9 protein-coding genes and 1 tRNA gene are annotated in these 13,390 nt (G+C 41.4%); all 10 read left to right on the plus strand.

Annotated elements, in window-relative coordinates:
* Positions 1–30: 30 nt before the first annotated feature.
* The 10 genes from BTO09_RS12155 (at position 31) to BTO09_RS12200 (ending at position 13,375) form a co-directional block, all read left to right on the plus strand.
* On the plus strand, positions 31–435 hold the full coding sequence (locus BTO09_RS12155) for a hypothetical protein (RefSeq protein ID WP_087525040.1): 405 nt from the start codon (positions 31–33) through the stop codon (positions 433–435).
* Between the two features lie 9 nt (positions 436–444).
* The gene (locus tag BTO09_RS12160) at positions 445–2,241 is read left to right on the plus strand and encodes a hypothetical protein (protein ID WP_157663504.1); all 1,797 of its coding nucleotides are present in this window, start codon (positions 445–447) and stop codon (positions 2,239–2,241) included.
* 78 nt (positions 2,242–2,319) lie between these two features.
* Positions 2,320–2,404: transfer RNA gene (locus BTO09_RS12165), tRNA-Ser, on the plus strand.
* A 674-nt stretch (positions 2,405–3,078) separates the two neighbouring features.
* Positions 3,079–3,819 (plus strand): LytTR family DNA-binding domain-containing protein, encoded by a 741-nt coding sequence (locus BTO09_RS12170; protein WP_087525042.1) that lies wholly within the window; start codon positions 3,079–3,081, stop codon positions 3,817–3,819.
* Positions 3,820–3,951: 132 nt separating this feature from the next.
* The gene (locus tag BTO09_RS12175) at positions 3,952–5,379 is read left to right on the plus strand and encodes a serine hydrolase (protein WP_198356480.1); all 1,428 of its coding nucleotides are present in this window, start codon (positions 3,952–3,954) and stop codon (positions 5,377–5,379) included.
* 281 nt (positions 5,380–5,660) lie between these two features.
* On the plus strand, positions 5,661–6,872 hold the full coding sequence (locus BTO09_RS12180; RefSeq protein WP_087525044.1) for a DUF418 domain-containing protein: 1,212 nt from the start codon (positions 5,661–5,663) through the stop codon (positions 6,870–6,872).
* Between the two features lie 141 nt (positions 6,873–7,013).
* The gene (locus BTO09_RS12185) at positions 7,014–7,748 is read left to right on the plus strand and encodes a hypothetical protein (protein ID WP_087525045.1); all 735 of its coding nucleotides are present in this window, start codon (positions 7,014–7,016) and stop codon (positions 7,746–7,748) included.
* A gap of 254 nt (positions 7,749–8,002) precedes the next feature.
* A complete protein-coding gene (locus BTO09_RS12190) occupies positions 8,003–9,043 on the plus strand; it encodes a toxin-antitoxin system YwqK family antitoxin (RefSeq protein WP_087525046.1) in 1,041 nt (346 codons plus the stop codon).
* Positions 9,044–9,098: 55 nt separating this feature from the next.
* Positions 9,099–9,995: a hypothetical protein gene (locus BTO09_RS12195; protein WP_157663505.1), complete on the plus strand. Its 897-nt coding sequence runs from the start codon at positions 9,099–9,101 to the stop codon at positions 9,993–9,995.
* Between the two features lie 176 nt (positions 9,996–10,171).
* The gene (locus BTO09_RS12200; RefSeq protein ID WP_087525048.1) at positions 10,172–13,375 is read left to right on the plus strand and encodes an AsmA-like C-terminal region-containing protein; all 3,204 of its coding nucleotides are present in this window, start codon (positions 10,172–10,174) and stop codon (positions 13,373–13,375) included.
* Positions 13,376–13,390: the final 15 nt, after the last annotated feature.

A 13,390-nucleotide genomic window follows, 5' to 3' on the forward strand; every position in this document is an offset into this window, starting at 1 on the left:
GTATCTTTAAGTCAACTAATCGCACTATTTATGGCACTACTTTACACCACGGAGATCCCCCTAGATGATCTGTCCAAAGCAGAAAAATTGTACCAGGAACTACACGATGAGAACTGTATACTGATGGTCGTGTTGGGAAATACAGAAGCAACAGTAAAAGGTGTTCAGACCGCAGACGATCTGGCATCAACTTCTCCCGGAGGCTTTAAACGAAAGATCATGTGGGTTAAAAATCATGTCGTATTAAAGGACAAACTCGAACACTTTTTAATTACTGCTAAAGTGATCCAAGATGATACGCCTTATGAAGAGATCAAATGTTTTTGTTTGACCTTAGGTCCTCGAAAAGCAAATAGCCGCATTCACAAAAATGGCGTGATGGATTTTGTCCGTCTCGAACACCTATATGTTGAAGCCGAATCACAATCCCTCTAAATCCTACCTATGAAAACCGCAATAACACTTTTATTACTGCTTGTCTCTTATGGGATGACCGCCCAAAAGGCCATAGTGAACATTACCGAAAAGAAAGGCAAGAAGACCACTGAGATCACTTATGACGGCTCTCAAATTGTAGATATCAATGCCGATCTCAAACTGCGTATAGACAAATCCGCTTTAAGAGAACGAATAGGGGAGATCATTCCCTCGGTGCGCCAGAACACGGCTTTACAAGCTCAGATAAGTCAATTCGAAGCGGCGCTGAGTACGCAGGAGCAAGTGCTAAATGCCTTAGACTCTAATTTGGAGAACGTAGAAAATATGGAATCACTCTACGAAGGCCTTACTAGTTTTTACAACACCTTAGTAGCCGGTGGGCCCGAAACTCGCGTATATCAGGAAACTTTGTCGTTGTATGCCAATTGGCAGCAGAATCATAAAACTGCATTCGATAATGGCGCAGGGGTCTCTAAAGAATACTACATATTTACCAACCTGAACAAAGACCTGGATTCGTTAAAGTCACGGCTGGCCGTTTTGCCAAACACCGTCTATTTTGTGAGCATGGTTGCTTATTTGCAGACCGATCTGGGTTCGGCAGGTCGCGTTCATATAGACAACTTTGATACTTATAGCGAACAAGATTTTTACGAAGTACCGCGTTGGGTGACTACTTTGAGTGACGACCAGCTGGAACGTCTTAAGGCGATCAAGGCCCAGGCTGAGGCGAATAATGCGAGACGGGTCAGTCTCTTCGAAGAGCTCAAGTCGAAGTTCTTGGCAGCCTTGCCGGAGCTTAAATGCGTCTCTGAAGTAAAGGATAGCATTACCGATTTTTTGACAGATGGGAGTATAGCCGCAAGCATTAGTCCGGCGGTGCGCGCCAAGGCTAAAGAACTTATTGCTCAATACGAGGCTATGGTGGCTTTGGTAGAGACGGTAAAGAATACTGTGACCAACTTAGACATAGATTCGGTTTTTCAGATCACTTCGCTGATCCAGCAGGTCAAGAATCGTTTAGCGTCTTTAAAGGAGGTTTTTACAGACTTTGATGCGCTTGCGCAAGCGATTCGCGCCTTAGCTGCAAAGGCAGAAGCTTTAGGTAAGGACGTAAAGGCTTGTGTAGCGACGATGACACAATTCTATGCAGCCTTTGATCACTTGGCTGGGATACTGAAAGGGCATCAGAATAGATATCAAGACAATTTAGCCTTGGGTAAGGAGGTTAAACGCTTCACTTTGGACAATTTGCCAGACGAAGGATATTTACGCCTGACCCGTTCCGGAAAGCGTGAAGACGGAGATATCTTAGAGCTTAATTTATTGCTCGGTATTCCAAAAGAAGGTAAAGATCCAACGAGTACTAATCCGGACGATTATGAAATAAGAAAGTTAGAACCCTGGAATTTGCAAATGCAAACACTAGGCTTGTTCTCCAGAACCTATGTTGGGCTTATCATGGCCGATCCCTATAACGCAGACAGCCTATCTGGGGTGGAGGCCTTACAAGAGCGGCGCTTCTTGTATGCCCCTTCGGCCGGACTTTTGCTAAAAGTGGGTAGCCGCAACTCCCGTTTTTACAACGATCTATTGAGCCCAGGCTTAGGTGTTTCTATTTCCACGCCTGATTTTGATACCAACGGTGACCCAGAATTTGGAACGGGTTTGGTGCTAACGGCTTTCAATAACATTTTAAGTATAGGGATCAATTACAACATTACCCTAGATGTGCCTTATTGGTCCTTTGGGGTGAACCTGCCCTTTAGCCTGCCGGGTATCCCGATCAACAGGCCGCAATAATTGCAATTCAAATAGTTTAAAAAAGCACATATTTCTTTTTTATAAAACAAAGGAGTGATTATATTTGCATCCGCTAAAGGAGAAATGGCAGAGTGGTCGAATGCGGCAGTCTTGAAAACTGTTGAGGGTCACACCTCCGGGGGTTCGAATCCCTCTTTCTCCGCAAAAGGAAACCCGCAACGAGAGTTGCGGGTTTTTTAATTTAAGGCCGCGGCAAATGCTCGCATTTGTAAGCGGCCGTAATTAAAAAACCCAAACGGCTTTGCCGTTTGTGGGTTCAATGCTTGCTCAGGATTCCCACCTGGGATGTTTTGCATCGCAAAACAATCCCTGCTTTCGTAAGCCCGTGTAATCAAAAAACCCAAACGGCATTGCCGTTTGTGGGTTTCTATGGTTGTATTGGATGCCCCTTTGGGATCACGAGCGCGCCTCCTTTGCCAACGGCTTTGGAGGCCGAAGAGCGAGTAATCCTATTAGCGCTTTCCGCTTGCGCGGCTACCTTCATCAAACATCCACAGGATGTTTGGTTCTGCAAGCAGAACTTCATTGCGGTAATGTATTGGATACCCTATTGGGATGCTTCACGCAGTGAAGCAATCCCTAGCCAGTGCCTTCCGCTATCGCGGCTACCTTCATCAAACATCCACAGGATGTTTGGTTCTGCAAGCAGAACTTCATTGCGGTAATGCCCAGGATTCCCGTCTGGGATCACGAGCGCTGCGAGTAATCCAACCAGCGCTTTCCGCTTGCGCGGCTACCTAGCTCAAATGTCCACTAAAAACTCTTAACTTTAATCTGTTAATTAATTATTACTCGAGCTCATCCAGCTCAAATTTGATGCACAGTATAAAGACTTCATTTCAACCCAACTTTATCATTGCCATTTTGGTTGGTAGTTGGTTGTTTGTTTTTATAATGCTCGTTAGACCCTTTCAGGAGGAATCATTGTCATTACAGCAGTGGATCATACAAGCCTTAGGATACAGCCTAATCGTTACGGCTTGCTATTTGTTTATAATACCAATACAGAAGCAGCTATACGATAAATTACAGCAATGGAATATTCGCTATGAAATTTCCCTGCTCTTGCTTTTCTATGTCGTGGCTTTGCTGCCCAGTTATGCCTATCACCGCAGCGAACTTTTAAATGGCCTTTATGATTTACCCGATTTTTTTTTCAAGGTATTTATGCCTTCTGCTGTGGTCTTAAGCCCGCTGCTCGTTTTTGCCAGAATGTATCTGGTGAAGGATACGGAAAGCACAGAAAAGTCCGTGATTATTCGAGGGACATATAAATTGGACTATTTAAAGTTACCTTGGTCCAATTTGGTATGCGTGTCGAGTTCTCAAAATTATGTGGATGTATTTTTTTTAGCAGATGGAAGTTTGCAGAAAAAAACCTTACGTACTTCACTTAAAAGAATTGAAGAGCAAATCCCAGAGCTCCTCCGGGTGCATCGATCGCACCTCATTAACACAGATCATTTTCGATCTTGGAAGAACAGTAAAACACTTTCACTTACCCAGATCGAGATTCCAGTGAGCAAAAATTATAAAGAAGGACTCAGTACGCTTTAATTTCGTCCCTAAAAGTTCGTACTTAATAACTATTTAGGTATTCGAGTGGATATTTTTTTATGCAGTGAATAGCTTGCGAAAAAAAATATGCGACAAAGGATTTGGGTTAAACTCCCCACTTTAATACTAATAATGCAAGGCCTATGGAGTTGTACTAAAGACGCTACTGCTATAAATACTCTTTTTGGCACAAGTCTTTCCAAGCAAACAGTTGATGCGTTTATCGACAAAAAGATGGAGTCTCTGGATATGCCTGGTCTATCTATCGCCATTATCAATGAAGGGCGTGTGGTCTATCACAATGTGAAGGGCTATGCCAATAAAGAGAAACAGCAGCTTGTAGATTCCCTTTCTATTTTTGAAGGTGCTTCCATATCCAAACCGGTATTTGGGCATTTCGTGATGACTTTGGTAGAAGATGGGTTGCTAGACTTGGATAGGCCGCTTTATAAATACTTGCCTAATCATTCGATAGCTCATGATGAAAGGTATCGAAAGATCACAGCCAGAATGGCTCTTTCTCACCGCACGGGATTTCCCAACTGGCGAGATGATTATCCAACCAAGGAGTTGTTTATTCAGTTTGAACCGGGTAGTGAATACCATTATTCTGGTGAGGGTTATCAATATTTGGCAGAAGTAGTACGGCAAATTTTAAATACCAATTGGGCCGGTGTAGAGGCTGAATTTCAAAAAAGAATAGCAATCCCATTCAAAATGCAGCATACAAAATTCATTCTGGATGCATATCTGCGCAGAAATAAAGTACAGCCTTATGATCAAAACGGGCGGTGGATCGACAAAAGTGCAAATGCTTGGTGGGCTAGTCGTGATTCGGTCTTTGTAGCTCCTACAACGCTGCACTCAGAAGCATTGGATTTTTCCAAATGGATGATCGCTATAATGGATCAGAAAGGCTTGTCATCTGAAGGATATGAGGAGTTGTTTAAATCTCATTCCGATATTTCCAGTGGATTGCTGGAACAAGACTATACTTTAGGGTTTGTCAAACTTTCTGTGCTCAATCTTGCCGACTTATATACCCACAGCGGTAACAATGATGGCTTTTCCACTTATTTTGCCTTAGACAAGGATAAAAAGTGGGGCTTCGTATTTTTCACCAACGCATCGCGGGTAGGCGAAGCATTTGCACAGCAATTGACCTACAAATTGTTATTGTCTGGAACAAATAATAAGGTAATTGCCATAGTATTGGCCTTTGTTTCTGGCTTGCTTTTAGTACTAATTAATCTATATCTGTTGCTGTTTAGGTCAAGACCTGCTGCATCTGGATTCAGAAAAACAAACCTATATATTGGATTCTTGTGCAGTAGTTATGTACTCGCTTTAATACTGCTTATGCTCTCGCTGTCTTATGGAATGGTCAAATACCTTTATCCCCTGGGGCTCTTTTTATTGCTTTGCGTGCTCGGAATTAGTTTTAATCAGATGAAGAAATATAGAGAAACACAAGACGACAAAAAGTTTAACTTGATCATCCAAAAAGCGCTGCTAATTTGCGTTTTGATCTCAGGACTTATTGCGGGCTTCGTTGAATAAAACCTGGGATGTAGCACTCAGTTTATCCTTCTTTTGTCTGTTTTAAAAAAAGTAAACCAATAGCCTATACATTGGGCAAAATCCACCCCCGCACCAGCGATCGCAGCAAACTACCGTGTAGTGCGAAGAGCGCGGTGACGCCTCTGGCGGCAGGTGCCCTAAAAAGAAACAGCAAAAAATTCAAGTTTAATGTTGAAGTATTGGGATAATATTGAGCTATCCCAATTCAAAACTTTCCCTAACTTTCGCATTACTTCAAACGAGCAAAAAATAGCGATAACTTGAGCGAAAAACCTACTGCCCACAAGAAACGAATTGAACTTTTAGACGTTTACCGAGGCTTTGCCATTCTTGGGATTTTTGTGGTCAATATTGTGATCATGAACTCGACCTTTTTAAACCAAGACGAGTTTGCCAAACAGTGGACTTCCAATATCGATACTATTACGGCCCGTGTTTTACAACTGTTCTTTTACACTAAATTCTTTCCGATTTTCTCCTTGCTGTTCGGTTTGGGCATATCCATGCAGGCTATAAAGATGTTAGAGAATAAGGCGCTAAAGTCGTCGTTCTTTGCCCGTAGGATGTTCATCTTGTTCCTCTTTGGAGTGGGGCATATCGTACTGCTCTGGTCTGGGGATGTTTTGAATCTCTATGCCATACTCGGGCTATTGACGACCATTTTTATTAAACGATCTGGTAGGCTGATCTTAGTGCTCTCGGCCATTTTTCTACTGTTTCCGTTCTACGATCAAGTGTTAGAGGCCTTGTTCGACCTGGTGAACTTTAGGCCGCACACTTATCTAAGCGAGTATACCGGTGCTTCGGTGAATGAGATTATTCGTAATGGGACCTATGCTCAAGGAATCGAATTGCGCCTAAGGGAGTATTTGTCTAACATATCAATGTTATTCGGTTTTTTAGCCCCGATTGCCTTGTCCATGTTCTTGTTAGGGCTCTATCTTGGGAAAAAGGAGGTGTTCGAATCCGCAGCAGCCTTTATTGAACGTATAAAGAAGCCAGCGATAGTCTTGGCAATTCTTACCAATCTTTACAGAATACTGTTCTTGTTTGTGCTAACTAAATTGGAGGTGTATAAGATCGAGCTGGTCCGAATGCTTTTTATAAAGCTCATGGTTATTGCTGATGTTGTGATGGGCTTATTCTATCTTTGGCTTATCGGTTGGCTTTGGGAAACAAACAAGTTCAGAAAAATACTCACGCCTCTAAAGTATGTTGGCAGAATGGCATTGACCAATTATTTATTACAAAGCTTTATTGGTCTTATCATTTTTACCTCTGTTGGCTTTAAAGGCTACGAAACCTTGAGTCCGAGTCAAGCCTTTTTAACGGCGATCGGGGTTTTTATTTTTCAGCTGATTTTGAGTAGACTTTGGCTGCGTTATTTTAAGTACGGGCCGTTTGAATGGTTGTGGAGATGCCTTACCTATAAGCAATGGTTGCCTATTAGAATTGATACGGGTAGCGGATAGGTTAAGCTAGTAAGTACGATTTTTAGACATAAAGATTCTGAAGACATATGGCTTACAAGCTATTTGGGTAAATATAAATTACCCAGTAGTGGGTATGTTGCTGATCGGATTGTTGATTTAGTTTTAGGAAAAATCAAAATCATGAAGTCAGTTCTTTCCCTTTACATATTCTTTTTAGCGCTTAATGTTTGGAGTCAGTGTCCAGATCAGAACACTGTCGATCATCAAAACTTAGTGGCGAAATACCCTGCAAATGAGTTTTATAAACTATTAGCCGACTATCACGCCAAAAAATGTTTTTGTGTTAGCGGAAGTAGTGATCCACAGACAGCAATGAACGATCTAAACGTCGCAATAGATCGCATTAACGCAACAGGCAAAGTGAATTATCCAAAGGCTGTTCGATGTATTTCACTAGATGAGAAGCCCGCAGACAATTACATACAATGGGATGGCAAAGAAGAATCATTTTCAAAGGTGGTCTATATTGGGAATCTAGATAGTGGAATTCCAAAGCAATTACATTTGAACAATTTGGACGCCGAAGGGAGACTTGTTAAGAACGGCAAGAAAATGCAATACATTAGGCTGTCAGGTTTTCAGAGATTGGAATATCAGGATGAAATTAAATTGAATGAGGAGAATGGTTTAATTCATGTTGGTATTATAGATATTGAGAATGACCATTACTACTACACGGCTAAAAGTGCCTCGCTAATCGGTTTAGGAAATAACAAGTATAAGCTTGAGGCTCATTTTTACTTTACGGGCTCAGCGGGGAATAATTTTCAGCAACATCCCAATTATCCAACCTATCCCAATGATTATAAATTGACCGCGTACTTTGAGTTCAATCCTATTTTTCAAATGGAATGATTACTTGGCGGACCGAAATTTTACTCGATCAAATATTTGGAATAGAGCAGGGGCACAAGCAATGGTTCCTGCTCTAAATGAACATTGTAGGAAGTCCATCACACCAATAACTCATAGCATTGAACTTTCTACAGTGAAAAGTTTTATTACCTTTAAATTTCACCCCACAGCTTTAATTATAACCGCAATTGGTCAATTCCCGCTCTAAGTACTTGATGATTTTTAAGAGTTGTTCTGGCCTAAATTTATAAACGATGAATATTAAACTAACCGTCCTTTTACTTTTCTTGAGTTACTCTAGTTTCGCTCAAATCAATCTACAGGAGTTTTCTAAAATAAACATGGTAACCCAAGAGCGTGAAACTGTAAATCTGAAGGAGTATTTAATCGCTAGAGATAAGGGAATACCCACAGTTATCATTACGAATAATTTGAGGAATTGTGGCATGGAATGTCTTACCGCTATGATGGGTATAGCCAATGAATTGTTTGACGATCCTTATATGTTCGATACACTGACAATTGAGTTAGAATACGACATTCCGGACGAACAAAATGAGGCAAGTGAATTAACCGACCGTTTAAGAGAATTCAAAGAGTATACGCAATATGCGCAACATTTGAATATTATCATCGCAGATAAAGGTGAAGTTGTATACTACAGGTCGGGGCAAGGGAATTTTACAGGTTCTGAATTAGGTAGCATGGTGGCACAAGCGGTAAGAAACATTAAAAACAACACGATTGACAATGTATACGGATTGACCAAATTTGAGGTTAAGACCGATTATTTCGAAAGAGAATATTATGAAAGTGGAGCCCTAAAAAGTGAGGTGCGGGTATTAAATGGCGAATATCACGGTGACCTAAAGAAGTATCATGAAAATGGTCAATTATTAGGGTTTGTACGCTATGATCACGGTAAACCAGCGACATTTGTATACGAGATATTTTCTGAAAATGGCGTCTTACTATCTAGAGTAAATATGGTTGATGGAATCCGTCAAGGGGAGTACGTAGAATATAATGAGGAGGGAGAATTAGAGCGGCGAGGTACTTTTAAAGATGGCGCTAGAGTTGGACTCTGGACCACCTATAATATTGCCGATGACGAGAAAAAAGCCTATGAAGAACACACCTTTGAAAACGACAAATATAATGGTCCTTACCGATTGTATTACAAGAAGAACAGTTTAGCTGTTGAGGGCACTTATAAAGACGATGAGCAAGTTGGACTGTGGAAATGGTACGACAAAAAAGGTAATCTTGAAGATACTGAAAACTTCGATGAATAGTTTGACCAGAGAACATCCCTTAAAACATCCTCTTAGATTGAATACAAGTAGTTATATGAATAGAATATACATAGTGCTAATATGCTTCTTTTGGTTTGTGCAAGCTGGTTTATCTCAGACAAGAGAAGAGATCATTAAACAGTATCAAACTGGAGTTTTTTACGACGAGAATTTTGAATTTGATGGCAAGACCTTGACACTTCCTGATTTAAGGACTTCGTATAATAAAGCCTCCACCTGTTATGATGAAGAGGAACCTATAGAAGAGGGCATTAGGTTTTATGATTGTGTTGTAAAAGAAGATGGGGAAGAGTACGATTTAATCATCTCCAATAGAGAGGAAAACAGCTTTTTTGCTACTTATATCAGTAGATTAGGAAGAAAAAATTACATTAAAGAGGTAAAGACACGCGCCATAACCACCAAAATAGAAAACGGCAGGGTGAGTGCACAATGTGTTTGTGATTTTAATACATTGCCCGATGCATTTCGCCAAAGTGTATTTGATATTAAATGTCACTTGATCACTAGTGAAACTGCAGCCCTACTCAATGCTTTATACACCAAAGAGAATCACAATAAGCCTGAAATTTGGAATCAATTCATAGCTTATTTAAATAGTAGAGAGTACAAGAGGGAATTTACAGAAATGACCAAGGTTGTGTACAATGATATTTTTACGAGCATCAATAAGAAGATAAATAAGCGGTGGTACGACAAGTATAAAAGATACGACCGATCTAAAGTCTTCTCGACCTTAGATATTATACGGGAAATGGAGAGCGAACACAATACTATTGTAAAAACCACCACTGAATTGTTGGCTTTTAAACCCTTGGCCAAAGAAATAGGAATTAACTTTCTGAGTAAAATTGGAGCTTTGGGCGCCAGTGATTACGGGAAGAAAAAAACCTATGTCGATGTGAATCTTTTGGAGTTGAATTTCGATTGATCAGATGTAAATCATTTGAGAATCGAGTTTTTGGAGCTCTTAAACGAAGCACATACAGATAGGGGTCTAGTAGAATTGGTTTGACTAATTGTTAAGTTGAGTTAATTGGAACGATCGATCTCATCCGAATTCCTTATTTTTAAAGTGCAACCACTCCCTTTTAGTACTGACTTGCATTGAAATTAAAACTCAACAAACGTTTTAAACGGATCTTATTGCTCCTAATTGCGCTACCGCTGCTGCTTGCAGCTGGCCTGCTGTTGTATGTTCAAAACCATCAGGCGGAGATTATCAAAGGTGAGATCGCCAAGCTGAATTTAGAGCATCAAGGCTTGGTAAAAATAGGAGATAGTGAGCTCACCCTCTTGGGCAACTTTCCGGATGTCTCTATCAAGGTCTACGATGTGCAGGTCTTTGAATCTAAGGCAGACAATGCCGCTATGATCTTAGATGTTGAGGACATTTATGTAGGCTTTAACCTCTGGGATATTGTAAATGGTAATTACGACATTCAGTCTATTTTGGTAGAAGATGGCGTGTTCAATCTGGTGATCCACGAGAACAACACCACCAATATTCAGCTCGCCTTAGCCAGCCCAGAAGGTACAGATAGCACCACCACAAACATCCATCTAAAAAAGATAAAGTTCAAGAATTTAGATGTCCACACCTTAGATGAGGCTACCAATACCGATGTGGAGAAATTCATTTACGAAGGCCGTGGTGGGTTCCGCAGGCAAGACAGTATCATTGCTGGTAATATCGACACGGAATTGGAGCTCAACGTGATCAAAGATGGGGACACCACCTTTATTCGCAAAAAGCATTTTGAACTGCATACCGACGTCTCTTATAACGAATCGACAGGGATCTTAGACATTCAACCCTCTGGTATCGCTATGGAGAATGGCGATTTTGAACTCGTGGGCAACATAGATATTTTAAACGATGTGGATTTGGATCTGACCATCACAGGGACCAAACCTAATTTTGATATGTTGATCGCTTTTGCTCCGGCAGATGTGATCCCTTTTTTAGAACGCTATAACAACGCAGGAGAGATCTATTTCACGGCTACTATTCAAGGAGCTTCCAATCTGGGAAATCGTCCCTTGATCAATGCGGAGTTTGGAGCGGGCAAGGCGTATCTAGAGAACAAGGCTATAGACAAGCGTATCGATCAGGTTGGTTTTAAAGGACATTTTACCAATGGTGCCAACAGAGACGCCAGTACCATGGAGTTCTCAATAACCGATATGCGAGCTTCTTTAGAGCGAGGGGAATTTACAGGTTCTTTGTTTGTAAAGAATTTCAATGCTCCGGAGGTGGATATGCAGATCGATTCTAATTTTAACTTGGAATTCATTAGCGACTTCTTTGAACTTAAGCAAGTACAAGATGCTTCTGGTAGTGTTTCGCTAAAGATGAATTTTCACGATATCATAGATATTGACCATCCGGAGTTGGCCCTACAACAGCTCAATCAGGCCTATTTTGCGTCACTTAAGGTAGAAAACCTGAGTTTGGACGCCGAGCAATTTCCGGTGCCGCTAGACAGCTTAAACATCGATCTGGTGATGAATGGCAAAGAGGCCAAGCTGAACCAGTTTGAGCTAAGGATGGGTAATTCCGATCTGAGTGTCAGTGGCTTTTTGTCTGACTTACCGGCCATAGTGCATCATACCGAAATTCCTGTAGAAGCGCATTTAGATATAAAATCTTCGAAGCTCGATCTGCGAGAACTTACTCAATATCAAATAGTAGACGCTGTGCAAAATGGTATAGATGAGCAGATCACCAACTTGAGTTTGGGCTTGTCTTTTGTAGCTGCAGCCAAAGATTTCACGGAATCCGAATACTTGCCGCGAGGAGAATTTTTTATAGACAGTCTAAACGCTGACCTGCAGCATTATCCGCATAAATTGCACGACTTTCATGCCGACATACTCCTTGATGATTCAGATTTGAAGATCGTAGATTTTACTGGATTTATAGACGATAGCGATTTTCATTTCGATGGTCTTATCCACGACTATGCCTTTTGGATGCAACCCGAGCTCAACGGCGATGTGGACCTAGACATCAATTTGACCTCGAAAAAACTGCGTTTAGAGGATGTGTTCTCATACAAAGGGGCAAACTATGTGCCCGAGCAGTACCGCCACGAGATCTTTGACGATCTGGCTTTGCACTTTACTTCAAGCATGCATTATCGGGACTCCATTTTGCAATCTGTAGAATTGGCCCTAGATAAGTTGGACACCAAGATGGAGCTCCATCCGCAGCGTTTCACCAATTTTAGAGGAGATATCTTATATGAAGACGACTATTTGTTCATAAAGGGTTTCCACGGCGAGATAGGAGCTACCAATTTTAATTTCGACTTGAATTATTATTTGGGCGATGCCACTCAGGCCAATAAACAAGAGAATTACCTCTACCTCAATGCCGATTATATAGACTTTGATGCCTTGTTTGCCTTTGAGCTTAGCCCTCAGCCGGAAAACACTAGCACCCCAACCACAGCAGATGTCGACGTACACGCAAGCGCTTTTAATATTTACGAGCTGCCCTTTACCGAGATGCGATTTAAGGCCGATATAGCGCATTTTATATACCACAAGATAGACCTACAAAATATTACCGCGGAATTGCGTACCACCCCCGACCATTATATCTATGTGGATACCTTGAGTATGGATGCCGCCGGAGGTAACATTCGGCTTAGCGGTTATTTTAATGGTAGTGATCCGGGGCATATCTATTTACAGCCCGATCTGCAAATGACCAATGTGGAGTTAGAGAAGCTCCTTTTTAAGTTCGAGAATTTTGGACAAGACCACTTGGTCTCAGAGAACTTACAAGGTACCTTAACCTCTAGAATACAAGGCAAGATTCGCGTCTATCCAGATCTGGTTCCAGATCTGGATCAGTCGAGTTTGACCATGAATGTCAAAGTGCTCAACGGCCGACTCAAAAACTACGACCCCATGTTGGCCTTATCGGACTATATGGGCGATAAGAACTTGCAGAACATCCGCTTTGATACCCTGCAAAATAACCTGGTTGTCCGACAGGGAACCATCAGCATACCAAACATGACTATAGAATCCTCTCTTGGGCATATGGAGCTTTCTGGAACGCACGACAGCAATCAAAATATCGACTATTCCCTGCGAATTCCATGGAAAACAGTGCGCAAGGCGGCCTGGCAAAAGCTTTTTGGCGGCAAGCGAGATACCGTGACCGATTCGCTACAGGAAGATGAGATCGTTGAGGTTGATCCTACACGGAAAGTCAAATTTTTGAATGTTCAAGTAAAGGGCAGTATAGACGATTACGAGGTTTCTCTTGGGAGGAAAGCAAAACAGAATAGTTAGCTTTGCTTAATTTGA

Origin of the sequence: Gilvibacter sp. SZ-19 (genome assembly GCF_002163875.1) — a bacterium.
In the GTDB taxonomy this organism is placed as follows: Bacteria; Bacteroidota; Bacteroidia; order Flavobacteriales; family Flavobacteriaceae; genus Gilvibacter.